At 37.4% G+C, this 25,353-nt stretch carries 28 protein-coding genes, 1 pseudogene and 2 other annotated features; of the genes and pseudogenes, 6 read left to right on the plus strand and 23 right to left on the minus strand.

Features of this window, described 5'->3' with window-relative positions:
• The first annotated feature begins 369 nt into the window (after nt 1–369).
• A complete protein-coding gene (locus tag ABD814_RS09635; protein WP_344912617.1) occupies nt 370–1,134 on the plus strand; it encodes a CPBP family intramembrane glutamic endopeptidase in 765 nt (254 codons plus the stop codon).
• A gap of 178 nt (nt 1,135–1,312) precedes the next feature.
• On the opposite strand, the gene ABD814_RS09640 is transcribed toward ABD814_RS09635, so the two are convergent.
• Nucleotides 1,313–1,537, minus strand: a complete 225-nt coding sequence (locus ABD814_RS09640) for a helix-turn-helix domain-containing protein (RefSeq protein WP_216398326.1) — start codon at nt 1,535–1,537, stop codon at nt 1,313–1,315.
• 219 nt (nt 1,538–1,756) lie between these two features.
• Between ABD814_RS09640 and ABD814_RS09645 the strand changes: the two genes are divergently transcribed.
• Nucleotides 1,757–2,191 carry a YslB family protein gene (locus tag ABD814_RS09645; protein ID WP_344912620.1) on the plus strand — a complete coding sequence of 145 codons (435 nt, stop codon included), beginning with the start codon at nt 1,757–1,759 and terminating at the stop codon, nt 2,189–2,191.
• Nucleotides 2,192–2,250: 59 nt separating this feature from the next.
• On the opposite strand, the gene uvrC is transcribed toward ABD814_RS09645, so the two are convergent.
• The 6 genes from uvrC to zapA form a co-directional block, all read right to left on the minus strand.
• Nucleotides 2,251–4,032: an excinuclease ABC subunit UvrC gene (uvrC, locus tag ABD814_RS09650; protein WP_344912622.1), complete on the minus strand. Its 1,782-nt coding sequence runs from the start codon at nt 4,030–4,032 to the stop codon at nt 2,251–2,253.
• A 142-nt stretch (nt 4,033–4,174) separates the two neighbouring features.
• Complete coding sequence (gene trxA, locus ABD814_RS09655) at nt 4,175–4,489, minus strand: thioredoxin (RefSeq protein WP_344912624.1); 315 nt, start codon at nt 4,487–4,489, stop codon at nt 4,175–4,177.
• Between the two features lie 177 nt (nt 4,490–4,666).
• Nucleotides 4,667–7,021: an endonuclease MutS2 gene (locus tag ABD814_RS09660; protein WP_344912626.1), complete on the minus strand. Its 2,355-nt coding sequence runs from the start codon at nt 7,019–7,021 to the stop codon at nt 4,667–4,669.
• 8 nt (nt 7,022–7,029) lie between these two features.
• Nucleotides 7,030–8,754: a DNA polymerase/3'-5' exonuclease PolX gene (polX, locus tag ABD814_RS09665; RefSeq protein WP_344912628.1), complete on the minus strand. Its 1,725-nt coding sequence runs from the start codon at nt 8,752–8,754 to the stop codon at nt 7,030–7,032.
• 56 nt (nt 8,755–8,810) lie between these two features.
• Nucleotides 8,811–9,353 carry a CvpA family protein gene (locus ABD814_RS09670; protein WP_344912630.1) on the minus strand — a complete coding sequence of 181 codons (543 nt, stop codon included), beginning with the start codon at nt 9,351–9,353 and terminating at the stop codon, nt 8,811–8,813.
• Nucleotides 9,354–9,357: 4 nt separating this feature from the next.
• The gene (zapA, locus tag ABD814_RS09675; protein WP_344912632.1) at nt 9,358–9,621 is read right to left on the minus strand and encodes a cell division protein ZapA; all 264 of its coding nucleotides are present in this window, start codon (nt 9,619–9,621) and stop codon (nt 9,358–9,360) included.
• Nucleotides 9,622–9,742: 121 nt separating this feature from the next.
• Between zapA and rnhC the strand changes: the two genes are divergently transcribed.
• Nucleotides 9,743–10,675, plus strand: a complete 933-nt coding sequence (gene rnhC, locus ABD814_RS09680; RefSeq protein WP_344912634.1) for a ribonuclease HIII — start codon at nt 9,743–9,745, stop codon at nt 10,673–10,675.
• A 142-nt stretch (nt 10,676–10,817) separates the two neighbouring features.
• Here the strand turns inward: rnhC and ABD814_RS09685 are convergent, their stop codons facing one another.
• Both ABD814_RS09685 and ABD814_RS09690 read right to left on the minus strand, forming a co-directional pair.
• Entirely contained in the window at nt 10,818–11,126 is a 309-nt protein-coding gene (locus tag ABD814_RS09685; protein WP_344912636.1) for a hypothetical protein, read from the minus strand.
• Between the two features lie 142 nt (nt 11,127–11,268).
• On the minus strand, nt 11,269–11,547 hold the full coding sequence (locus ABD814_RS09690; protein ID WP_344912638.1) for a hypothetical protein: 279 nt from the start codon (nt 11,545–11,547) through the stop codon (nt 11,269–11,271).
• 149 nt (nt 11,548–11,696) lie between these two features.
• Here ABD814_RS09690 and ABD814_RS09695 point away from each other — a divergent pair.
• A pseudogene (locus tag ABD814_RS09695) lies at nt 11,697–12,052 on the plus strand (peptide-methionine (S)-S-oxide reductase); the annotation flags it as partial.
• Nucleotides 12,053–12,460: 408 nt separating this feature from the next.
• Here ABD814_RS09695 and pheT read toward each other — a convergent pair.
• The 3 genes from pheT to ABD814_RS09710 form a co-directional block, all read right to left on the minus strand.
• Nucleotides 12,461–14,887, minus strand: a complete 2,427-nt coding sequence (gene pheT, locus ABD814_RS09700) for a phenylalanine--tRNA ligase subunit beta (protein ID WP_344912640.1) — start codon at nt 14,885–14,887, stop codon at nt 12,461–12,463.
• A 15-nt stretch (nt 14,888–14,902) separates the two neighbouring features.
• Nucleotides 14,903–15,937, minus strand: a complete 1,035-nt coding sequence (gene pheS / locus ABD814_RS09705) for a phenylalanine--tRNA ligase subunit alpha (protein ID WP_344912642.1) — start codon at nt 15,935–15,937, stop codon at nt 14,903–14,905.
• Nucleotides 15,938–16,015: 78 nt separating this feature from the next.
• Nucleotides 16,016–16,258, minus strand: a binding site (T-box leader).
• A 258-nt stretch (nt 16,259–16,516) separates the two neighbouring features.
• Nucleotides 16,517–17,257, minus strand: coding sequence for a TrmH family RNA methyltransferase (locus ABD814_RS09710; RefSeq protein WP_344912644.1), 741 nt, complete (start codon nt 17,255–17,257; stop codon nt 16,517–16,519).
• A 102-nt stretch (nt 17,258–17,359) separates the two neighbouring features.
• On the opposite strand from ABD814_RS09710, the gene sspI reads away from it, so the two are divergent.
• Nucleotides 17,360–17,578: a small acid-soluble spore protein SspI gene (gene sspI, locus ABD814_RS09715; RefSeq protein WP_344912668.1), complete on the plus strand. Its 219-nt coding sequence runs from the start codon at nt 17,360–17,362 to the stop codon at nt 17,576–17,578.
• 59 nt (nt 17,579–17,637) lie between these two features.
• Here sspI and ABD814_RS09720 read toward each other — a convergent pair whose 3' ends face one another.
• Nucleotides 17,638–18,477: an aldo/keto reductase gene (locus tag ABD814_RS09720; protein WP_344912646.1), complete on the minus strand. Its 840-nt coding sequence runs from the start codon at nt 18,475–18,477 to the stop codon at nt 17,638–17,640.
• 161 nt (nt 18,478–18,638) lie between these two features.
• On the opposite strand from ABD814_RS09720, the gene ABD814_RS09725 reads away from it, so the two are divergent.
• The gene (locus ABD814_RS09725; RefSeq protein WP_344912648.1) at nt 18,639–19,247 is read left to right on the plus strand and encodes a lytic transglycosylase domain-containing protein; all 609 of its coding nucleotides are present in this window, start codon (nt 18,639–18,641) and stop codon (nt 19,245–19,247) included.
• Between the two features lie 46 nt (nt 19,248–19,293).
• Here ABD814_RS09725 and ABD814_RS09730 read toward each other — a convergent pair whose 3' ends face one another.
• The 10 genes from ABD814_RS09730 to infC form a co-directional block, all read right to left on the minus strand.
• Nucleotides 19,294–19,548: a MetQ/NlpA family ABC transporter substrate-binding protein gene (locus tag ABD814_RS09730; protein WP_344912650.1), complete on the minus strand. Its 255-nt coding sequence runs from the start codon at nt 19,546–19,548 to the stop codon at nt 19,294–19,296.
• 23 nt (nt 19,549–19,571) lie between these two features.
• Entirely contained in the window at nt 19,572–19,814 is a 243-nt protein-coding gene (locus ABD814_RS09735) for an ABC transporter permease (RefSeq protein WP_344912652.1), read from the minus strand.
• Entirely contained in the window at nt 19,811–20,833 is a 1,023-nt protein-coding gene (locus tag ABD814_RS09740) for a methionine ABC transporter ATP-binding protein (protein ID WP_344912655.1), read from the minus strand. Before ABD814_RS09740 ends, ABD814_RS09735 begins: the two co-directional genes overlap by 4 nt.
• Nucleotides 20,834–21,010: 177 nt before the next feature.
• A complete protein-coding gene (locus ABD814_RS09745) occupies nt 21,011–22,087 on the minus strand; it encodes a M42 family metallopeptidase (RefSeq protein ID WP_344912656.1) in 1,077 nt (358 codons plus the stop codon).
• 221 nt (nt 22,088–22,308) lie between these two features.
• Nucleotides 22,309–22,755: a dUTP diphosphatase gene (gene dut, locus ABD814_RS09750; protein ID WP_344912658.1), complete on the minus strand. Its 447-nt coding sequence runs from the start codon at nt 22,753–22,755 to the stop codon at nt 22,309–22,311.
• Between the two features lie 45 nt (nt 22,756–22,800).
• Complete coding sequence (locus ABD814_RS09755) at nt 22,801–23,364, minus strand: TVP38/TMEM64 family protein (protein ID WP_344912660.1); 564 nt, start codon at nt 23,362–23,364, stop codon at nt 22,801–22,803.
• A 72-nt stretch (nt 23,365–23,436) separates the two neighbouring features.
• The gene (locus tag ABD814_RS09760; RefSeq protein ID WP_344912662.1) at nt 23,437–23,691 is read right to left on the minus strand and encodes a DUF1294 domain-containing protein; all 255 of its coding nucleotides are present in this window, start codon (nt 23,689–23,691) and stop codon (nt 23,437–23,439) included.
• A gap of 87 nt (nt 23,692–23,778) precedes the next feature.
• A complete protein-coding gene (gene rplT, locus ABD814_RS09765) occupies nt 23,779–24,138 on the minus strand; it encodes a 50S ribosomal protein L20 (protein WP_344912664.1) in 360 nt (119 codons plus the stop codon).
• A 42-nt stretch (nt 24,139–24,180) separates the two neighbouring features.
• Entirely contained in the window at nt 24,181–24,375 is a 195-nt protein-coding gene (rpmI, locus tag ABD814_RS09770; RefSeq protein WP_344912666.1) for a 50S ribosomal protein L35, read from the minus strand.
• A gap of 33 nt (nt 24,376–24,408) precedes the next feature.
• Nucleotides 24,409–24,912: a translation initiation factor IF-3 gene (gene infC / locus ABD814_RS09775; RefSeq protein WP_344912670.1), complete on the minus strand. Its 504-nt coding sequence runs from the start codon at nt 24,910–24,912 to the stop codon at nt 24,409–24,411.
• Nucleotides 24,913–25,084: 172 nt separating this feature from the next.
• Nucleotides 25,085–25,210 (minus strand) — a sequence feature (ribosomal protein L20 leader region).
• Between the last annotated feature and the right edge of the window lie 143 nt (nt 25,211–25,353).

Genomic DNA, 25,353 nt, shown 5'->3' on the forward strand with positions numbered 1-25,353 from the left:
AGTGGACTCGGAATGGATATTGAAGGACTCATTCTAGCGTATAGGTGGGTCTAAAACAGCGTAATAATCAAAAATAATTGAATTTATTATAAAAAGGGAATTTTCCATGAAAAGCAAATACTTAAAAACAATGGCATTTGATATTAAATAGTAAATATTTGTAAATGAGTCAGCATTGAGTAGATCTATTTGATTATAGCCAATAAAATACATCAGCTATGATTGTTTTGGGAATAGAAAATGTTATACTTGTTATACAATTTCTCTAATTTTCAATCAACTACCTAGATTCTTGAAATGATATTTATGTTTGTTTCAAACTAAATAGAAACCTAATAAAATGACATTGGTACAATGGAGGAGAAAATCGTGAATATTAAAAAGTTTTTACTTTTAGCCTTTTTCGAAACCTTTCTTTTTTGGGGAATCGTTGCAGTCTATACGCAAATTAAAAATATTACTTTTGGGTCATCGATTGTATTAATACTTTTTTACATTTTAGGTGTACTTGGACCTGCAATCGCTGCTATAACCGTTAGCAAGAAGTCTGAGACAAAAGAAGAATTTAGGAAGTTTTTAAAAAGTTGCTATCAACCACCGAAAAAACTAAAGTGGTATATATTTATTGTCGTGATTGTTTTAGTATCATCTTTACTTCCGTATTTCATAGTCGGTGGAGAACAAATTGCATCTTTAAAATATATATTTTTAAATATACCTCTTTTTATTTTAATTGGTGGGTTAGAGGAAATTGGATGGCGAGGGTTTTTACTTCGGGAATTGACTAAAAAAAAACCTCCTTTTAGTAGTACATTACTAGTAAGTATAATATGGAGTGTTTGGCATTTGCCGTTATTTTTCATCATCGGAACTTATCAATATGAATACTTGAATATTCCCATATTTATCGTCAGTGTTATTTCATTCTCCTTTTTGTTATCAACTATTTATTACAAAACAAATAGCATATTTCTTTGTATAATTGCACACGCCTTTTTTAATAGTGTACTTGATGTATTTATTAATAACCAGTCACTATTTGGAGAAATTGTAGTGTTAGCTTTTTCACTATTCATTTTTTTCATATTTCTAAATAATCGACATCGTTCATTAGTAATGAAGAAATATTCATGAAAAATACCCAGTAATAATTTTCTGCATATATCAAATAACTGTTAATAGTATCCTCTTAATTGAGTATTTTTGATCAATTGTAGATGGTGAAATACTTAAGCTACACTAATTGGAATGCGCGCGCTTTCATAAACATAGAAAAGTAAACCGACTTTCCTTGAAAGAAAGTCGGTTTTTGTTAGAGCTTTAGCTCTCCCATTCGCAGTAGCTCAACAACAGCTTGTGCTCGCCCCTTTACACCTAGCTTCTGAATTGTATTCGAAATGTGGTTTCTAACTGTTTTTTGGGATATAAATAGTTCGTCTGCAATGTCTTTTGTTGTTTTGTCTTGCACGAGTAGTTCGAAAACCTCTTTTTCGCGTTTGGTTAATATTTGCTTCGGTTTGTAGTCGTCATCTTTCAAGTCTAGACCCCTCCTTGCTGTCATTAAAGTTGCGGCTTGAAAGGGTATTAATACATGTAGTCAGATTATTTTATGTTCAAGTTTTGTTTCTGTGAAGGGGATTGAATCAAGATTTGTATTTGTTGTTGAAAATTTGATTTTGCCTTATTTAAATAGATTGCAAACAAGCGCTGTAAAGGTGATAATAAGGGTAGGTTTTAGTTAGAGGGGGCTTTTTTAATGCAGAAAAACAGTGAACAAATAGAGAAAATTGTGAATGGAATCGAAACGACAGGATCAGGATATGATTTATTAAGGTATGTCGCTTTGCCTGATTTACTTGGCAAAGATGCACCACTTATTTTATATGTTATGGGAAAAAACTTAGCACGTGCCCAGTCATTTCAATCGATTGATCAGGTTGGTGAGTTTTTCAATAAGGTTGGTTGGGGATCATTAGAGCTGATTAAGGAAAAAAGAGCTGAGCATATTTTCAAATTACAAACGCGCGTGATTTCTGAGCGCCATCGTTTAGGAATTGCCACTGATTATCGACTTGAGGCAGGTTTTTTAGCTGCTGCGATGGAGCAAATTCTATCGTTTCAGTGTGAGTGTCTTGAAGAAGAAAAACCTCGGAAAAATTTTGTTGAACTACGCGTGCAACATTATCGTTAAATTAATGATTTGAAAATTAAAACAGACGTTTATTCGTTGGCAGAATAGACGTCTTTTTTTTAATTTTCTTGATCGTTCAAGTGCTGTTGAATCAGCTTAGCTGTTGGTTCTGGAATACCTAGTCGTTTAATCATGTCTAGTGGTGCTTCTTTAATTTCATTAATTGATTTGAAGTGAGTCATTAGTGCGTTTCGCCGTTTTGGTCCGACACCAGGTATATCATCTAGAATTGATTTAAAAGCACTTTTCCCACGTAATTGGCGGTGGAAAGTAATCGCAAACCGGTGGACTTCATCTTGGATCCGTTGAATTAAATAAAATTCCTGTGATTTCCGATTAAAATCGATTACTTCTGGTGGCTCGCCGTACAATAATTCACTTGTTTTATGGCGGTCATCCTTTGCCAAGCCACATAATGGGATGTCTAAACCTAATTCATCTTCTAAGACGCTAAGTGCAGCCGACATTTGCCCTTTACCACCATCGACAATAATTAAATCGGGCAACGGTAAATTCTCTTTTAAGACGCGAGTATAGCGTCGCCTGATGACTTCTCGCATCGTGTCATAGTCATCCGGTCCTTGAACGTCTCTGATTTTATATTTTCGATATTCTTTTTTATCTGGTTTACCATCGATAAAAACAACCATCGCAGAAACAGGATCTGTCCCTTGAATATTCGAGTTATCAAATGCTTCGATTCGATGTGGTGTTTCGATGTTTAGTTTTTCACCAAGGCGCTCGACAGCTTTGATCGTTCGCTCTTCATCACGTTCAATCAGTGAAAACTTCTCCTCTAAAGCGATTTCCGCATTCTTGCCTGCTAGCTCAAGCAGGTCTCGACGTTTACCGCGATACGGAATTGTGACCTCAACTTTAAGTAATTCAGTCAATAGTTGATAATCTACTGGTGCCGGGACGAGCACTTCTTTCGGTCGAATGTGATTGTGATGTAAATAAAACCGCCCAACAAAGCTCACAAATGATTCCTCAGCATCATTGTAAAATGGAAAGATTGTGACATCTCGTTCAATAAGTTTGCCTTGGCGGATAAAAAAGACTTGGACACACATCCATCCTTTATTGTAGCTGTAGTTGAAAATGTCCCGATCGATTCGATCATTTAAAATCATCGTTTGACGCTCCATCATCACGTCAATATGTTGGATTTGATCACGTAATTCTTTTGCTCGTTCAAAGTTAAGCTCATCACTTGCGACTTGCATTTTTTCTTTTAATTTATTCTTAATCGTTGTGTGACCACCATTTAGAAATGAGACAACATCTTGAACAATTGCTTGATATTCCTCTTCAGTGGGCGGTGTATCTGCACATGCTAAGCACTGGCCAAGATGATAGTAGAGGCAATATTGACCTGGCTTGTTGTTGCATTTTCTTAGTGGGTAAATCCGATCTAAAAGCTTTTTTGTTTCTCTAGCTGCTAAAACATTTGTATAAGGACCAAAGTATTTGCCTTTATCCTTTAGTACTTTTCGGGTAATGATTAAGCGTGGATGACGTTCGTTTGTTACTTTCAAATAAGGATAACTCTTATCATCTTTTAATAAGACATTATATCTTGGATCATATTTTTTGATTAAGTTCATTTCTAAAATCAGTGCTTCAATTTCTGACGAGGTGACGACATATTCAAAATCTGCTATCTCTTGAACGAGTCGTTGCGTTTTTTGATCGTTTGCTCCGGCAAAATATGAGCGAACACGATTTTTAAGTTTTTTTGATTTGCCGACATAAATAACTGTCCCACGCTTGTCCTTCATTAAATAGCAACCAGGCTCAGCAGGTAGGACAGCTAACTTTTCCTGAATAATCGTTGACATACTCCAACACTCCATTGTTGTTTAAAAAATCACTAAGTTACTCCGATTATAACATATAATACCTAGAATCATCTGCGTCTAGCCTTTGCTTAGCAATAAAAAGATCACATGGATTGGTTTATCACATGTGATCTTGATTGGTTTATGCGTGTTGCTCAATGCGTGCTTGTAGTAACTCTTTCGGCTGGAAACCAACAACTTGGTCAACAATCTCGCCGTCTTTAAATAGAATTAATGTTGGGATACTCATCACACCGTATTTACCTGCTGTTTCTTGATTATCGTCAACATTTAATTTTACAATTTGAACTTTATCAGACATTTCTTCATCAATGTCCTCCAAAATTGGTCCAATCATTTTACATGGTCCACACCAAGGTGCCCAAAAATCAGCTAGCACAAGTCCTGAACCCGTATCTTTTGCGAAATTTGCATCTGAAGTGTTTATAATTGCCATCGTTATTCCTCCTTATAAAATCTCTTAATCAAATTCTGTAGTTAGTATACCACCTAGGGCATCTGTTAGCTAGTAGACTGCTCATTGTTAGTTTGACCACAGCCTCACTTGTTGATGCACAAAGCTCTAAATAACTTAAAATAGATTTTACCGTTATTTTTGACAGGAATCAATCAATTAGCTCAGCTCAAAAACAGTTACTCCACTTCCGCCTTCATTCATCCCGCCAGCACGGGCGCTTTTAATGTTGCGATGATGTTTTGCGAAATCTTGGACGCCTTTACGCAAAGCTCCAGTTCCTTTACCATGAATAATCGTTACCTGTGGATAGCCGGCTAAAATTGCATCGTCGATATATTTTTCTAAAACCTGCAATGCATCTTCATATCGTTCTCCACGCAAATCAAGCTCAGTTTTGACATGATAGTTCGATCCTTTAACTGTTGCTAAAGGCTTTTCAACAACTGGGTTTTCACGTTTAATTAAACGTAAATCTCTCTTTTTCACCTTAATCTTCATGACACCAATCTGAACTTGAATATCATCGCCAGCACCGACTGCAATAATCGAACCTGTTTGATTAAGTGTGAGAACTTTAACTTCATCACCAACTTCAAACGATTGTTTTCCAGCTTTTGTCGTTGCTTGACTTGATTCGCTACTTTTGTCCGTTAAATTGGGATGTGCCTGATCAAGACGCTTTCTCGCCTCGATCCATTCATGTTCTTTTAGTGATGCACCATGCTTCATTTCACGGATTGACTCAACAATTTCAGATGCTTCTTGTCGTGCCTTTTCAATTGCCTTTTGCGCTTTTTCCTCAGCTTTTTGATAGAGTCGTTCGCGTTCTTGATTAAACTTTTGTAATTCTTTTGTCAATTGATCGCGCAGTGCTTCTGCTTCTTGTAACGTTCGTTCGGCATCATCATAGTCTTGCTCAGCTTGACGTCTAGCGGTATCAAGTGATTCAATCATATGTTCAACACTTTTTGTATCAGTGCCAATTAATTTTTTCCCAGCTTCAATCAATTGATCATCTAAACCGAGACGACGCGAAATTTCAAACGCGTTACTTCGACCAGGGACACCGATTAACAATCGATAAGTTGGTTGTAACGACTTGACGTCAAATTCAACAGAAGCATTGACAACACCTTCACGGTTATAACCATATGCTTTTAGTTCCGGATAGTGCGTTGTTGCGATTACTCGCGCCTGTTTATTTACAACATAATCTAAGATTGCCATCGCAAGCGCGGCTCCTTCTTGAGGATCAGTACCTGCTCCAAGCTCATCAAATAACACTAAACTCTTCTGATTCACTTGCTTTAGTATCTGAACAATTTGTGTCATATGTGATGAAAAAGTACTTAAGCTTTGCTCGATCGATTGTTCATCACCAATATCGGCAAAAACATCCTCAAATACGGCTAGTCGACAACCATCTAATGCCGGCACTTGCAAACCAGATTGTGCCATCAATGTTGCTAAACCAACCAACTTCAATGTCACGGTTTTACCACCGGTGTTAGGTCCCGTGATCACAATTGCATGATAATCTTCACCTAATAAAATATCATTTGCGACAACTTCATCATCACTTAATAATGGATGACGTGCTTGCTTCAGATCAATAATCCCTTGATCATTCATTTTAGGCATGGCTGCTTTCATTGAACGACCTAGTTTTGCCCGGGAAAAAATAAAATCTAATTGTGTCAAGACGACAACATTAGTCGTCAAATAGGAATGATGTCCAGCAATCTCTGTTGATAACTCTCTTAAAATCCGCTCAATTTCAACTTTTTCAGCAACCTTAGCTTCTGATAAGAGGTTATTCACCTCAACAACTGCTTGTGGTTCAATAAAAAGTGTCTGACCAGATGCAGATTGATCATGGACGATCCCACCAAATGAGCCGCGATACTCCTGTTTAACAGGTAAGACGTAACGATCATTTCGAATCGTCACAATTGCGTCAGATAGCATTTTACTCTTTGATTTCGTTAAGCTTTCAAGGCGATCACGAATCCGACTTTCATTCGTGCGTATTTTTGTTCGAATCGAACGTAATTTGCTTGAAGCCCCATCCATCACGTGACCATTGTCATCAATACAGCTTCTAATCTCGCGCTCGAGATGGTTTAATAATTCAATTTGAGCGACCAAATCTCGAATGATTGGGATGTCAACTTCCTCTTGTTCAATATTTTCAATAAAGTAACGGAGCTGTTTACCGCCATAAATCGTATCTGCAATTTGCAAACATTCTTGAGCGTTTAAGCTTCCCCCAATTTCTACCCGCTTCAAACTTGCTTTAATATCGGTTATTCCACCGAACGGGACATCACCATATAATCGGACAACTTGTCCGGCCTGATCCGTTTCTGCTTGAAGCTGTTCAACGAGTGATAGCTCAGTAGATGGCTTCAATTGACGTGCTCGTTCTTTGCCTAATGATGTTGCCGCATGGTCAACTAATTGTTCAATTACTTTATCAAAATCTAAGATTTGATAAATTCGTTTATTCATCTTATCACCTAATTTTCTTTTTTGTTAAAAAAGGTTTCTAGTTCTGCCAATGACCAAGTGTTGACGACCGTTTCAGGCTTTAACCAACCGCGTCGCGCTACTTTAATTCCTTCAGTCATAAAACTTAATGTTTTTTTATTATGTGCATCTGTATTAATTGCAATCGGCACACCTTTTTCTTGTGCTTTATTGACCCACTCAGCTGACAAATCAAACCGTTTAGGATTGGCATTTAACTCAAGAATTGTATTTGTTTTTTTCGCATAGTCAAGCAGTTCATCATGATTGACTCGATAGCCTTCACGTTTACCAATCAATCTGCCTGATGGGTGAGCGATCATTTTAACGTATGGATTATCCATCGCGGCCTTGAGCCGCTTCATAATTTCTTCCTCTGACTGATTAAAGCTAGAATGAATCGCTCCAATGACAAAATCAAGCTCTTGTAAAAATTGATCATCAAAGTCTAGCTCACCATTTGGCAAGACATCCATCTCAACACCAGCTAAAATTTTGATTTCTGGATAGAGCTCGCGCAAGCGCTCAATTTCTTCCCTTTGTTTACGAAGACGCTCTTCATTCAAACCATTAGCAACACGTAAAAATTTTGAATGATCAGTGATTGCCATGTATTGATAGCCCTTATCGAGGCAAAATTTAACCATTTCCTCAACAGAGTGAGCACCATCGCTCCACGTCGTATGCATGTGTAAGTCGCCAAGAATTTGCGCTTCAGAGACTAATGAGACTTCCTCTTCAAACACATCGAGCTCTCCTTTTGCTTCACGCAACTCGGGCGGAATAAAATTTAGACCAAAATGTTTGAAAAAAGCCTCTTCTGTTACGAAAGTCTTCACTTTTCCAGTTGCTAAATTTTCCACACCATATTCACTAATTTTTTCACCTTGTTCTTTAGCGCGTTGACGCAATGCGACATTATGGTCTTTTGATCCGGTAAAATGGTGCAATGTCGTCGCAAATTGATCTGCGGTCACTAGACGAAAATCAACTGATACGTCATATTGATCGCTCAGGACAACCGAAACCTTTGTCTCTCCCTGTGAAATGATTTGCTTGATGTCTTCCATATTGAGCAAGGCTTCCTTAACATCTTTCGGTTGATCAGTTGCAATAATAAAGTCGAGATCTTTAATCGTCTCACGCATTCTTCGGATACTTCCTGCGATTGAATAGAGTTGAATCGTGTCAATCGATTCAAGATATGCTTCGATTTTTTTAGCTAATGGCAGCATGAAATCAATTGGTAAGCGATCAGGACGAGTTCCTGCTTCATTAATCGCCCGCAAAATATTTTCTTCTGTCTTTTTACCGAATCCTTTTAAAGCAGACACTTGATTTGCTTCACAAGCAATTCGTAAACTCTCTTGATCCACGATATTAAGCTCTTGATACAGTCGAGCTAACTTTTTGCCTCCGAGACCTGGTAAATCAAGGAGTGGAATTAAACCACTTGGAACGTCCGCTTCAAGTTCTGATAACAAAGTTGATTCTCCAGTCGTAAGATACTCACTAATAATCTCAGCTGTTCCTTTTCCAATCCCTTTAATTTTCGTGAAATCTTCAATTTCACTAAGTGCACGCTCATCAATTTCAAGCGATTGTGCTGCTTTTCGATAGGCCGAGATCCGAAATGGATTCTCCCCTTTTAACTCTAAATAGAGAGCGATTTTTTCTAATAACTGAATCAGGTCTTTTTTATTCAATTGATTCATGATGATCCCTCCAGTATTTTTTGTGAGAAAAACCCTTGTACACATGAGGTCAAGGGTTAGCTGTTAATTATATGTTCAAACCATAATGTTTTAATTTGTTCTGATAAAACGGGTGTTTGTTCAATCATAAATCGCGCCATACTTGAATCTGCTAACAAATTTTGGATCATCATAATCGGCAATAACGACGCAACATAAACAATAATAAATAAAACTAAATATTGTTCAATAAAGCCAAAAACAGCACCGAATAAGCCATTAACAATATTTAACACTGGTAATTCAGCGACAAAATCTAACATTGAGCTAATGATGCTCATAACAATTTTTGTCACAAAGAACAGCATGGCAAAAGCGATCATATTATAATAAGCGTTTTCTAACGAGAGCGTTTCACTAAAAAATGCCCAGTCTTCCGCTAAAATTCTAGGGTATGGGATTAGCATTTCTAAATGAACTGCGAGATTGTCATAAAAATAAACGGCAACAAAAAACGCAACAAAAAAACCTAAGAAATGAAATAATTGCAAAATTAAGCCGCGTTTTAAACCACGAAAAATTCCTAATACGAGTAATCCAAGTAAGATTAAATCTAACATAAGCCTATTGTTCCTCTTTCTCTGCTATTTTTTTCAGTAGTGTCTCATAGTCTGCTTCTAATTTAAGATAGTCATTGATCGTATTGACAGCTGTTAAAACAGCTAATCGTGTTGTATCTAGGCTTTTATTGGCCTGATAAATTTCTTTCATTTTATCGTCCACCATACTGGCAACAAGGCGTAAATGGTGTTTGTCTGCATCCCCAATAATCGTATAGGTTCTGCCATAGATGTCAACTGTTATCCGTGTTTTTTGTTCTTGGGACACACCGACTCCCCCTTTTCTTCACTCCTACACATTATCTTAACATGAACAGCTTATTTAGGGAACTATTCTATTGCAGGTTTATTTGATATAATAGACAAAATAAGCTTTTTGAGGTGATTAAATGGGGAATATCGTTAAAATCGTTTCTGAACAAACAATGTCGGATATGCAAGTCGCTTACCAAACTTCGCTTAAAAAAACACCACCACACGCAGTCTTTTCAGCACAGACAAATCAAACAACAATTACTGCTTATAAATCAGGCAAAGTGCTGTTTCAAGGAGCTCATGCAGAACAAGAAGCTAACCGCTGGGGCGGCGAAGTTTCCGCTAAGAAAAAAACTGAATCAAAGCCAAAACAAGCACACCTTTATCACCCGGATTCAAGTTTGTTTAGCCAATCAATTATTGGTTCTGATGAAGCAGGTACTGGTGATTATTTTGGACCCATTACAGTTGCTGCTGCCTATGTCAGAAGTGATCAAATTGAGTTGTTGCGCGAACTTGGTGTCCGTGATTCAAAAAACTTATCTGATCCAATGATTGAAAAAATCGCGCAAGATATTTTGCTCTGTGAAATTCCATATTCATTAATGACATTGCCGAATCCAAAATATAATCAATTACAAGCACGCGGTTGGACACAAGGAAAAATGAAAACAATGCTTCACGACGCTGCGATTAATTCTCTTTTAGAAAAAATTTCTCCAGCCAAGCCTGATGGGATCTTAATTGATCAATTTTCCGAACCAGGCGTGTACATCAAACATTTAAGAACTGAAAATAAACGCCTACCAGATTCAACTTATTTTATTACGAAAGCAGAAAGCCACTCGATCGCAGTCGCAACTGCTTCAATCATTGCACGTGCACGATTTGTTCGAGAGATTGACCGATTAAGCAAGCAAGTTGGCATGACCTTACCTAAAGGTGCATCAGCCAAAGTCGATCAAACCGCCGGCACAATTATCCGTCGCAACAGTGAAGCATATTTAAACAATATCGCCAAAGTTCATTTTGCCAACACAAAAAAAGCAGCAGCCTATTTGAAATAGGGATTGGCTGCTTTTTGATTATGGAAGATTTTATATGCACTGTTATATCTTACGACCATCGATTTATTTCAGATCAGGAATTAGATCAGTTAATAATGTATACTCATTAAGAGTGAATTGAGAAAAGTGAGATTTTCTATTGTCACTGTATAGGTGGCAGTCTATATGATTTTATTTCTTTTACCTTTCCAGACTTTGCGGCATTACTGAACGTGTACACATCGCAAAAATTAATTTTTGTCCCGTTTGCTAATGAAATCACACCATTTATTGATGCGAATTTACCATGTGTGATCACCTGATAAATCTCAAGCACAATAATGTTGTTATTATTTTCATCCTGTATCGCAGTAATGAATGAGCTTAGGCTTTCTACTTTTTTATTCTCTTGTAATTGATCCCACACAATCGATTCATCTGCATATTTCTTGATGACATCGTTGTGTCGCATAACTAAAGCTACTGTAAATTCAATAACTATTTGTTTTCTTGGAGCATTATCGCATCCTTTAGGCTGGTATGAGAAAATCATGATACTCACTATTTTCTAAAAATAAAAGAAATTCTCCATCTTCACTTTGAAATTCGTCCGCTCAGCCAAGATCAAAAATGTCTAAACCAGCTGTAATCGTTTGGTCATGAATATCTCCTCTGTAGACACTTTTAACGTTAAAATCAAAACCTTGAAAAACAAATTGACTGGGCTGTGGTTCACTTGTAAAATCATATGTTCCAATAATAATAACTTCGGCTCGCTCAAGAACCTCCTCTGGTTCTAATCCAACCCAAGTTGTAGCAGAAACAGTATTGCTTGTTAACGTTAATGATGTAAAAAAGCAGACAAGTAAAAATATAACATATGATTTTCTCATTATATTTCCATCTCCTTTTTGTTAATTAAATACAATGAATACGAATAATTAAAATCTATCCTTCTAGTACTTATCTTTTCATTCGTTTAGCAATTTTAAAGTGCTGTCAATTAAATCATATCATTCATTTCAAAATTTACCATGATAAAGAAAAAAATTTGTTATTATATTGGTCTCAAATTGATCTAACTGATCCTGATGGTCAATTTCATGATCGTAGTTCGCAATATCGGACAGCAATTTTTTATCAAAATGAACAACAAAAGCAACTTTCGATTGAAGCTAGCGGGCGTTTAGTCAACCGATTATGACTGAGATTATCAAGTATTCGAAATTCTACCCTGCTGAAGATTACCATCAAGATTTTTATCAAAAAAATGAAGCTGAATATGTAAAAGATCGCCAGCTTTCCGGTCGAGATCAATTTATTGAACAAAATTGGAATTACTTTCACAACTATAAAACCAATGAAAATTCAATCGTTAGAGATCACCTTCTGAATTGATGTGGTCTCTAACGAATAAAGACTAATCGTCAGAGATCAACCTCTGAATCGGTGCGATCTCTAACGAATAAAGACTAATCGTCAGAAATCAACCTCTGAATCGGTGCGATCTCTAACGAATAAAGGCTAATCGTCAGAGATCACCCTCTAAGTCGATGCGATCTCGAACGAATAAAGGCTAATCGTCAGAGATCACCCTCTGAATCGATGCAATCTCTAACGAATAGGAGCTAATCATCAGGTGTCTCACATAAAATTGCTTTGATATCCAATCAATCACGACAAATCGTTAGTCATTCGGCAAGCTTATCTATAAATAACGCATTTTATAATTTCTTAAACAATAAAAAAATACGTGGTCTGACAGTCAACATTCACCCTGTCAAAACCACGCACTTATATTTTTTATTAAGCTCTCAACACCGCATCATATTCTGCTTTCACTTTTTCTAAGATCACTTCAAAAGACGCTTCAACTTCTTCATCTTTAAGCGTTCGCTCTGGATTGAAGTAGAGCAAGCTTAAGGCAAGTGATTTTTTACTCTCTTCTAAATGTTCGCCTTGATAAACATCAAAAACATGAACATTCTGAAGCCATTCCCCACCTGCTTCGATAATTGTTGTTTCTAAGTCAGCTGCCGTTACAGACTCATCAACAATTAATGCAACATCTCGTTTAATCGATGGGTAACGTGGAATCTTAGTAAACGATGGTTCATCATTATGAATTGCGAACAGATAATCTAAGTCAAGATCAAACACATATGTCTCTTTTAGATCAAAAGCTTTCTCAACAAGCGGATGAACTTGACCGATAAAACCAATCGCCACATCGTCAATAAAAATTTGTGCCGTACGGCCTGGGTGCATCTGCTTCATCTCAATTTGCTTGTAAGTTGGTGTCACCTTCAAGCGAGTGAATAACTCATCCAAAATTCCTTTTGCTAAATAAAAATCGACTGATTTTGCTTCTTGTTGCCACTCATGCGTAATCCATTTCCCAGTAAGTGCACCACTTAAACGCAGTTTTTCTTTTGGCTGAGTTTTAACAACTTCTTCTTTCCCAATAAAAATATTCCCGATTTCGTAGTAGCCTAAGTTTTGCTCTTTACGTGCAACGTTGTACGATAAAGTGTGCAACATTTCAGGTAACAAACTTTGTCTCAGCGTACTGTGCTCTTCAGTCATCGGTCGTGATAAACGGACTGCACTCTTACTCACAGCCTCGACTTCTGGACTAATCAACAGTTTAGCACGATCGTCTGTCGTCAATGAATACGTGATCGCCTCCATTAGCCCTGCACCTTCCATGAATTGTTTTACATAGCGTTTCAGCTGTTGATTTTTTGTTAGCTGACCAGCATGTTGACCACCCTCTGGCAACGTGTATGGTAAATGATCGTAACCATAAATTCGGGCAACTTCTTCAAGGATATCTTCAAAAATTGTAATATCTTGACGGCGAGTTGGAACCGTAATTTGGAATGTGTCACCATCTTGGACAAACTGGAAACGTAGTTTTTCAAAAATAACCGCAATTTCACTTGCTTCAATTTCTGTTCCTAAACGGTTATTGACCCGCTCGGTCGTAATTGTAATTTGTTTTTCAGATCGATCGAGCTGATCAAATTCACTGATCCCATTAAGGACAGTTCCATTTGCATATTCAGCTAATAAACGAGCTGCCCGCTGGCCTGCTTTTCTGACACGATTAGGGTCAACACCTTTTTCAAAACGTGTGCTCGATTCGCTGCGTAATTGATGATCTTTTGAACCGATTCGAACCCGTTTCGGATCGAAATAAGCTGTTTCAAGTAAAACAGTTGTCGTTTCGTCTGATACTTCTGAATCTGCTCCGCCCATCACGCCAGCGATTGCTGTTGGAACTGTTCCATTGGTAATGACTAAATGATCGGTTGTCAATGTTCGTTCAACATCATCAATTGTGACAATTTTTTCTTGATCAGTTGCTCGACGAACGACAACTTGATCTGAGGCAAATTTATCAAAATCAAATGCATGTAATGGCTGACCATATTCAAGTAAAACATAGTTTGTAATATCAACGACGTTATTAATTGGACGAATACCCGCTGCCATGAGGTGGTTTTGCATCCACTGTGGTGCAGGGTCAACTTTAATATCCTTGATCACAAACGCACCATAGTATGGATTATCTTCTTTTGCCTCAACTTTGATTGTCACACGATCTGTTGCTTTGTCTGCAATCGTCTCGACTGATTCCTCAGGCAAACGCACTTCACGATCTAAAATCGCTGCTACTTCATAAGCAACACCAATCATACTTAGTGCATCCGCACGGTTTGGTGTTAAATCAAATTCAAGTATCGCATCGTCTAAGTTTAAATACTCAGTTACGTCTGCACCAATTTCAACTTGGTTAGCAAAAACATGAATCCCATCAGCTGCATCTTTCGACAGATAGGCTTCTTTAACACCTAATTCGTCTAATGAACAAATCATCCCTTGTGATTCTTCGCCACGTAACTTTGTTTTCTTAATTTTAAAATTACCCGGTAAAACGGCACCTGGTTTAGCAACTGCAACCTTCTGACCTGCTGCGACGTTAGGTGCGCCACAAACAATTTGTAACGTTTCATCGCCAACATCAACTTGACATAGTTTTAACTTATCAGCATTTGGATGTTGTTCACATGACTCGACATACCCGACAACAACACCGGTACTTTCCTCAGCAAAATAAGCAACACCATCAACTTCGATCCCTGCTTTTGTAATCAGACTCGCCAACTCATCTGGTGTATATCCATCTAAATCAACATAATTTTTTAACCAATTTAAAGAAACTTGCATCTTAATCCTCCTCGTTTAAGCTTCGTGATACTGCTCCAAAAAGCGACGATCATTCGTGTAGAAATGACGAATATCATCAACTCCATATTTCAACATCGCAATTCGATCTGGTCCCATTCCAAAAGCAAAACCGCTGTATACTTCAGGATCATACCCGGCCATTTCTAATACTTTCGGGTGAACCATTCCACCACCTAAAATTTCAATCCAGCCAGTCTGCTTACAAACTGAACAGCCATTACCCTGACAAACTTTACATGAAATATCCATTTCTACAGATGGCTCTGTGAATGGGAAGAAGCTTGGGCGTAAACGAATTTCACGCTCAGGACCAAAAAATTGTTTGGCAAATTGATTGAGCACGCCTTTGAGATCACTCATCCGAACATTTTTATCAACATACAGTCCCTCAACTTGAGTAAATTGATGTGAGTGTGTTGCATCATCCGAGTCACGGCGATATACTTTTCCAGGACATATCATTTTGACCGGTTTACTGCCTTGATATTCTCCCATTGTTCTTGCTTGAACGGGTGATGTGTGCGTGCGCATCAGTAATTCTTCAGTAATATAAAATGAATCTTGCATATCACGCGCTGGGTGATCTTTCGGAATATTTAATGCCTCGAAATTATAGTAATCTGTTTCTACTTCAGGACCTTCTCTAACCTCAAAACCCATCCCAATAAAGAGATCTTCAATTTCCTCAATTAATTGCGTGAGTAAATGTGGACCACCTACTTGTACAGGACGTCCTGGTAAAGTCACATCAATTGTTTCTGTTTTTAGTTGTTCATTTAAAGCCGCTTCCTCTAAAATACGTTTTTCAGTTTCAATTGCATCAGCAATTGATTCACGTACTTTGTTAGCAAGTTCGCCTACTACAGGACGTTCTTCTGGAGCGAGTTTCCCCATTCCCCTAAGGACTTCAGTAATCGGACCTTTTTTTCCTAAATAAGCGACACGAACTTTCTCAACATCTGCCAATGATTGAGCTTGCTCAACTTGTTCGAGTGCTTCATTTTGTAATGCTGTTAATTTTTCTTTCATTAAAACGACCTCCTTGAATTTAATAAAACATAGCTCAACTTATTTTTTATTTAAAAAATAAAAAAACCTCCATCCCAAAAAAGGGACGAGGTTTGAAAGTTTCGCGGTACCACCCTAGTTGGCAACCTAAATTGCCCACTTGATTGTTTTAACGGACATAATCCGGAACGTTCTTACTTGATCAATGAATCGATCAAGGTCCCAAACGTCAGCTCCAGAGTGAAAATTCAGCTTTTTTCAATGTGCTTGCTTCCAGTCAAGGCAAGGCATCCCTGTATCATTGATCGGTTAAAAGCTTACTAGCTCCTTCATTGCTTTTCATATATGACTCTCATTATAGAAAAGTTCAGACGATTTTGCAACTTTATTCCTCAAACTACGGACATTTTTTTGATTTTAATTGCGACAATATGTCCATAGTCTCGCAACTACGGACTTTTTGCTTTGAAAAATCTGTGATAATGTCCCTAGTGGGGGCGACTACGGACAATTTTCAACTTAAAAAATGAGAATATGTCCGCAGTTAGTCAATTAGCTTAGAGATAGATGGTTTAGGTTCTTCAAGCAAGACTTATCTTATCAATTCATTTGCATTTGATACATCATAATCCCAGCGGCAATACTGACGTTGAGCGATTCGGCTTTTCCGTAGATTGGGATATGCACGAGTAGATCCGATTTTTCAATCAACGTCTGATTTACCCCTGAGCCTTCATTACCGACAATTAACGCGACCTGTTCTGGCCATTCAATTGTCTGAACAGGAACGGCTCGCTCCAATGTTGAGGCACAAATCGCCACACCTGATTCTTTCAATTGATCGACTGCTGTTTCGAGTGACGATTGGATAATTGGGATATGAAAAATTGAGCCCTGCGAAGCTCGGATCACTTTATCGTTATATAGATCAACCGTACCCTCGCCTAAAATAATCGCGTCAAAACCAGCGGCGTCTGCTGTTCGAATCATTGTACCTAAATTTCCAGGGTCTTGAACAGAATCGAGTAATAACAGCCGCTTCTTTTCATAATCTGTCACTGATTTTATTCTAACGATCGCCAAGATTCCTTGCGGTGATTTCGTTTGTGCCAAGTATGAAAATACATGATCACTAACATACTCAAGTTTCTCATTACTTAAATCAAAATTAGGCTCAAAGTTTTCTTCAATCACAATTGCCTCGAGCACCCATTGACTATTTAACGCTTCTTCAACAAGATGTTCACCTTCGACAATAAACAAGCCTTGTTCTTTTCGATATTTTCGTTGTTTTAACTTTGCCCAATTTTTTATTTGTTGGTTTTTAACCGAAGTAATCATTTTTTTCATCCTTTAATCGTATTCTTATCTCTATCATACATAGACGGAATAAAATTGGTCAAACTATTTCTAAGTAATTATTTCATTAAGAGGTGATAAATGATGGATTTAAATTTAAGAAAAGCTATCTTAGCAAATGTGACTGATAACAGTCAAGATGAGTTAGAAGCAACAATTGTTGATGCAATTCAAAGTGGAGAAGAAAAAATGTTGCCCGGACTCGGTGTTCTGTTTGAATTGATTTGGAAACAAGCCGACCAAACAAAAAAGAAAGATCTCGTTCAACTGCTTGAAACAGGTGTCCAGCACGCGGGTGCATAACTTAATTAATGAAGCACGGCAGATCAATTCGATCCCGTGCTTCATTTTGTTAGATCGTATTAAAATTCTTCATGCTTCAGCGGGTCAAGGTCATTTAAGCGACCATCTGATTTATTGAGACTATTTATTAGCTCAACATCACCTGCTTCAAGTTCAAAATCAAAAATCGCCAAGTTATTAAGCTGACGTTTTGGATTAGATGACCTTGGAATACTAATTGAATTTAACTGATAATGCCACCTTAAGACGATTTGAGCAGCAGTACGTCCATACTTATCAGCTAGTTTTTTAATCACTGGTTCTTCAAATAGTTTATTCGCCAGTGCTAACGGACTCCATGATTGTGTCATCACACCATTTTCCTCATGCCATTGACGTTGGTCAGCTTGATTAAAGTATGGATGAAGCTCAATTTGGTTGACACTAGGTAAAACACCGGTCTCTTTCTTTAGTCGCTCAAGATGTTCGGGTAAGAAATTACAGACACCGACCGAACGAATTAAGCCCCATTTTTTCGCATCGAGTAACGCTTGCCATGCTTCAACATAAACGTCTTGTTTCGGGTTTGGCCAGTGAATTAAATAGAGATCATAATAATCAAGATCAGCACGATAAAGTGATTCCTGAATCGTTTGGATCGCACGATCACGTTGATGCGCTCGACCAGGTAATTTAGAGGTAATGAATAAATCTTTTCGTGATACCGAGCTCTCTTTAATCCCTTTTCCAACCGCACCTTCATTTTCATAATTATAAGCTGTATCAAGTAGTCGATAGCCATTATTGATCGCACTTTTAATTGCATTGACACCTCGGAAACCATTTAATGTTGCTGTCCCTAAGCCAATCATAGGTATCTCTGTGCCATCATTTAAATAAGTTGTTGGTATTTGAATCATCTTTATCCTCCTTTTAGTTTCTATCCTTAGTATACCTTGTTCCTTTAAAAAGGAAACATAAAAAGCCGATTCAGATCATTTGATATGCAACTGAATGTTGCCTTTTGTCAAAGCTTGACTTAAAATAGAGATTAATAGAGTGTTTTGCAAGGAGAGTCTTTATGGATATTCGGACATTACAAACTTTAATTCAAACACATACAATTCAAAGCTTTTTACCGACAAGCCAAAGTGACAATCGTCATTCTTTTAATCAATTATTTTTACAAAATTTCAATCAACCAACTAACATGGCTACGCAGTCAACAATGTCAATTCGAGAAATTTTACATGGTCGCCCATCGATTCTCGAACAAACTGCTGCGATTGCCACACCGATTGAAGCGAATTTGTCGAAAGATTTAAATACGATTATTAAAGAAGCAGCATCGACATACCAAATCGATGAAAAATTGATCCGCTCCGTTATTCAAGCGGAATCTAATTTTAACCAATATGCAGTCAGTCATGCCGGTGCTCAAGGCTATATGCAACTGATGCCAGGAACAGCAAGAGGCCTAGGTGTGACAAATTCATTTGATGCCAGACAAAATATTTTTGGCGGAACGAAATATTTACGTCAAATGTTAGATCGTTATGATGGCAATACGACGTTAGCTTTAGCCGCTTATAACGCAGGACCTGGTAATGTGGATAAATATAATGGTATTCCACCATTTAATGAAACACAAAATTACGTTAAAAAAGTGATGGGACAATATCGTGGATAAATTAAAAATGCTTGGTCAGCTGTGACCAAGCATTTTTTACATTTATTTATCTTTCTTCCCACGCATAAGGCAAGATAAAGCCATCATATTTTGATTCAGATGTGATAAAGTCTTCAAATGCTTCTGATTCATAAGCAGCCTTCACATCTTGAGCCCACTGGCTGTCGAGCTCACTCGCTAAAATTGACACGATCACACGATGCTCTCTCGGTGTATCTTCAATCGCCAGCCCATCCGCAATCCGCATCCCAGCATCAGCAATATAGTTCCCATTAATAATCCCAAAATCAACATCTGGCAACGAAACTAAAATTTGAGCAGGATCTAAAATTTGAAAATCAATTTCATAATCGGCCGGAGATACACTATGCGGACAATATTAATCACTGGATTTAATAGTTGATAAATCAGTGGGATCGGTTTAATCCCACCTGGACGAGTGACGACAATGATAATCCCAATCGTCGCACCAAAAATTGTGCCCAGCAGTAAAGACATCCCAACCATATAAAATGTATCACCAATCGCTTCTAAAAATTGACTCATCGTAATATTCGTATCAATCATGAAACGTCCACCTCCTTATAGCGCACTTTTTGCTCACCGAGAAAGGCAATTGCAGCCTGTTTATCAAGCTCATTTCCTATAAGTTCGACATACCAAATTGCTAATGTTGTATCTTGGATTTCTGTCATATTAGTAAAAACAACACTAACATCTAAGTGAAATCTGTTAACCAGCGTTGCCAAAATCGGTTCTGTCGCGTGTTCACCAACCATTTCAAGTCGACTTAATATGTTAATATTCTGAACTTTCAACCTACGAATAATGTTATCTGGAATTTCTGTTCGAACGACGGTTTGAACAAAATTTCTCGTAATCGGGTGCTTTGGATGGCCGAATACATCTAGGACCGATCCTTGTTCAATCAACTGTCCCTGCTCAATCACAGCAACTTTATTACAAACCTTTTGGATCACTGACATTTCATGTGTAATTAACATAATTGTGATCCCATACTCGGCATTGACTTTTTTTAATAAGCCTAGGATTGATTGTGTCGTTTGTGGATCCAGTGCTGACGTTGCTTCATCACAAAGGAGAATTTTTGGGCTTAAAGCTAACGCTCGCGCAATACCAACCCGCTGTTTTTGTCCACCCGACAATTCACTCGGATAACTTTTTGCTTTATCAGACAATCCGACAAATGCCAATAGTTCTTCAACACGCGCCTTAATTTCTTGCTTGTTTTTTTTCGCTAAAATTAACGGTAACGCTACATTGTGAGCGATTGTTTTTGATTCGAGTAAATTAAAGTGTTGAAAGATCATGCCGATATCCTTCTTAATCAACCTTAGTTCTGGTGCCGTACACTCCGATAATCGCTTCCCGTCAATAATTACCTCTCCATTTGTTGGCCGTTCTAAATAATTAACCATTCGTAACAGCGTACTCTTCCCTGCCCCACTTAAACCAATCACGCCATAAATCTCGCCCTGCTTAATCTGTAAATTGATTTGGTTTAAGGCATGAATCTGAGTATTTTTTTGTTGATATATTTTATCAACACCTTCGAATTTAATCATTAACATCACCCACCTCATTTAAAGTTGACTTACTTTATCGGAATAGTTTGATTAATGATAAAACATATCTTAAATAATTTCAAGAGCTTTTTGCTAAATTGATTCATTTGCCTAATTTTTTTCATTAAAAAACCCCTAAGAGCTTATACTCTTAGGGGTTGTTCAATACCGAATAAATTAATCAAATGTAATTTTGTGAACTGTATCTTGATCTAATTGCTTAATCACTTCAACAATTAATTTAACTGCATTGTCAAAATCATCTTCATGAATAATTCCCGCATGTGAATGAATATAACGAGTTGCGATTCCAATTGATAATGCAGGTACACCATTAGCGGTTAAATGAATCGATCCACTATCTGTTCCACCCGCTGCAATCGATGCATACTGATAAGGAATCTCATGATCGTCAGCAGTTTTGATCACAAAATCGCGCAAACCTTTATGTGACACCATCGACGCGTCATAAATAATGATTTGTGGGCCCTTACCAATTTTACTATCTGCATCATTTGGAGAAATACCTGGTGTATCTCCCGCAATCCCTGTATCAACGGCAAAACCGATATCTGGCTCAATCATATGTGTTGATGTTTTTGCTCCGCGTAAGCCCACTTCCTCTTGAACCGTTCCTACACCATAAACAACGTTAGGATGATCGGTATCTTTTAACTGCTTTAATACTTCAATTGCAATTGCACAACCAATACGGTTATCCCATGCTTTTGCAAGTAATAGTTTTTCATTTTTCATCGGCTGGAACTCAAAGTATGGCACAACAGAGTCACCAGGCTTCACACCAAATGATTCAGCTTCTTCTTTACTCGTTGCACCAATATCAATAAACATATCCTTAATTTCATATGGCTTTTTGCGCGCTGCGGCTGGCATAATGTGTGGTGGTTTCGAACCAATCACACCAACCAAATCACCTTTTTCAGTACAAACCGTCACACGTTGAGCAAGCATGACTTGACTCCACCAGCCACCAATCGTCTGAAAATATAAAAACCCATTATCATCAATCCGCGTCACCATTAGACCAATCTCGTCTAAATGACCAGCAACCATCACTTTTGGGCCATCTTCCTGACCAACTTTTCTGGCGATCAAGCTTCCTAAATGATCAGTAAACACCTCAGTCGCATACGGAGAAATGTATTTTTTCATCACCTCACGTGCTTCTCTCTCATTACCTGAAATCCCTTTTGCCTCTGTTAATTCTTTAAACATCATAAATTTTTCATTCATTATGTATGACCTCCTTATCTTCTTATTATAACGAATTTTTTGCAAAATAGACAGAATACCGATTAACATCTATTCGTACTCTCATTCACCTAAGTTTCCGCCAGTGAGGGAACGATTAGTCTCTGTTCGTTAGCTTTCGAACTCACTTAATCATATTTACTGTAAATCTATAACAAAAAAAGACGAGCACAATTTAATCCTGCTCGTCTAAGACTCTCAATTTATTTTGTTCCCGACTTACCTGATGAGCCAAACCCACCTTCGTCTCTCTCCGTTTCAGACAACTCATCAGCCTGAACGAGGTCGACAGTTAAAACAGAGGCAATCACCATTTGAGCAATTCGCATATCTTTATCAACTTTAAAATCTTCTTTTCCATGGTTAATTAAAATTACTTTAATCTCACCTCTATAGCCCTCATCAATCGTTCCCGGACTATTCAAGACTGTAATTGAATGCTTTAAAGCAAGACCGCTTCTTGGTCTAATTTGTGCTTCTGTCCCTTTTGGTAATTCAATTTGTAATCCCGTTGCTACCAACGCTGTTTCTCCAGGCTTGATGATCTTTTCCTCAACAGAATATAAGTCAAGACCTGCATCGCCTTCATTTGCACGGTATGGTAATTTCGCATCTTCATGGATCAATTTAATAATCAATTTTTCAGCCATTTGAACCCCTCTTTTATTAAAAATTTCCTCACCTTAATAATTAGATTATCTTAAAAATTCGCGCACACTGACGCGATCGGATTTTTTTCGTGACAAAAATAATAATATGATTAAACTCGCAAACATCGCTACAGATGCGATCGGTGAAAAATTAACAACCGTTTGACCAATCGCTGTGTAAACAACTGCCATCGGTATGACGGTATAAAAAGATGCACCGACATATGAACGAAAGTCTTCAGTCGACTCGTAAATTAGAAATGATAATAAATGATAATGAATAAATGGAATGAGTCTTAAGATCGTAATTTGACCAGTCGTCAATTGTTTATCGTTCGTTTTAATTTTAGCTTTCATTTTAATTAACCGCTTTGTAATGAAGGGCATTTTTTTAGCCAATCCATAAAAAATCACACTCGATAGCAATAGACCGATAATTGATAGAATAATGCCTGGAATAACACCGAAGATCATGCCACCTGCAATACAAATTGCAATGACAGGGATGAAAAAAATCGATCGCACACCATGGAGTACGATAAACAATACTGGGGCGATTAATATATGGGTATTTCTAAGAAAGTCAATATACTGTTCGATTTGTTCCAATCATTTTGGCCTCCTCTCCCTTTCGGTTAAACTTATGAAAACAGTCTTCCGATTATGATCAGTCAAAAATGATTATAACATAATTACGCTTAAGACCTGAATTATAATTAATAGCGGTAAACCGATTCTAAATGAGAGGTGCTTTGTTTTATGGCGAAACAAAAACATCCCAATCCACGTCCCGAGGGATCCACCGATTATGCTAACGAACCAGAGACTTGCTTCTGGAATCCGCCATTTTCTTTGGCGTGCTCGGTTTTTGTCTGTTTTCATCAGCAGTAAGCCAACCAGATTAATTAAAATAATGTAGATAATCCATTCATCCATCCTAATCACCATATTTCGCGATATATTTTTTGCTAAAAATAAAAGAGTTGTCTCTTTAAATAAGAAAACAACTCTAGAATTTAATGATTATTTGTTTAATGCTGCTTTAGCTTGGTCAGTTAACTTTGCAAAAGCGTCTGCATCTGAGATAGCTAATTCAGCAAGCATCTTACGGTTTACTTCGATGCCAGCTAATTTCAAACCGTGCATTAGACGGCTATATGAAATGTCATTCATACGTGCAGCAGCATTAATACGTGCGATCCATAGTTGACGGAAATCACGTTTTCTTTGCTTACGATCACGGTATGCGTATTGACCTGATTTGATTACTTGTTGTTTCGCCGTTTTAAATAGGGCATGTTTTGAACCATAATAACCTTTAGCTAATTTTAATATGCGTTTACGACGCTTGCGTGTAACTGTTCCACCTTTAACACGTGCCATAATAATTCCCTCCTAGATATAACCTAACACCAACATTATCTATTATCTTGGTATCATTTGATCGATGCGTTTTTGATCGCCTTTTGAAACGATTGCACCTTTACGTAGTTTTCTTTTTTGTTTTTGTGATTTATTTGCAAATAAGTGACTTGTATAACCTTGAGCACGTTTTAGCTTTCCAGAAGCTGTTCTCTTGAAACGTTTTTGCGTGCCCTTATGTGTTTTCATTTTTGGCATAGTTGTTCCTCCTTAAAACATCTAAAATAAAACTTATTTTTCAATAGTTGGTGCGAGCATTAAGAACATGCTGCGACCTTCCATTTTCGGTTTTTGTTCAACAGTTGAAATGTCATTACATTCTTCAGCCATACGTTCAAGTACATCACGACCAAGATCTTTATGCGTGATTGCACGTCCGCGGAAACGGATTGATACTTTAACTTTATCCCCTTTTTCCAAGAACTTACGTGCATTCCGAAGCTTTGTATTGAAATCATGATCTTCAATACCCGGGCTCAAACGAACTTCTTTAATATTAATGACCTTTTGCTTCTTACGTGCTTCTTTTTCTTTCTTCTGTTGTTCAAAACGATATTTCCCATAGTCCATAATCCGACATACAGGTGGCTTTGCATTTGCTGCAACAAGAACTAAATCCAAATTACGAGTTGCCGCAATTTCCAAAGCTTCTTGACGAGATTTAACACCTAGTTGATCCCCATTTGAATCAATTAAACGAACTTCACGTGCGCGAATCCCCTCATTAACATTCATCTCTTTGCTAATAGCCATCCACCTCCAAAATATTTTAAAGCGTGTGATGATTGACAATGAATTAAAGTGAAATCATCCGACCGTTTTGATAAGATCATCTGATAAAATTATGTATCATAGGTTTGATACACATCATGTTGGTAAACACGTACCCCTTTTATTTGAAATTGTTCAAATAAAAAAAGTGTCGGCACTCATGCACCCACACTTATCCTGTTTAATCAGAATAATAATTGTTAAATGACCTGGCAACATCATGAGTCGATCAGGCGAGAAGCGGGTGCCTCTACTTGTCAATTGATCATATTTAATTTCACACTTAATTATAATACCATTTCATCTATCTCTTGTCAACTTATTTTTAAGCGATATAGCTATGAAGAGTAAATTTATTTAAATGCATATTACTTGCTCAAACTGTGAGTTAAATTTTACCATCTG

This window comes from Amphibacillus indicireducens, assembly GCF_039539605.1.
Taxonomy (GTDB): Bacteria; Bacillota; Bacilli; order Bacillales; family Amphibacillaceae; genus Amphibacillus; species Amphibacillus indicireducens.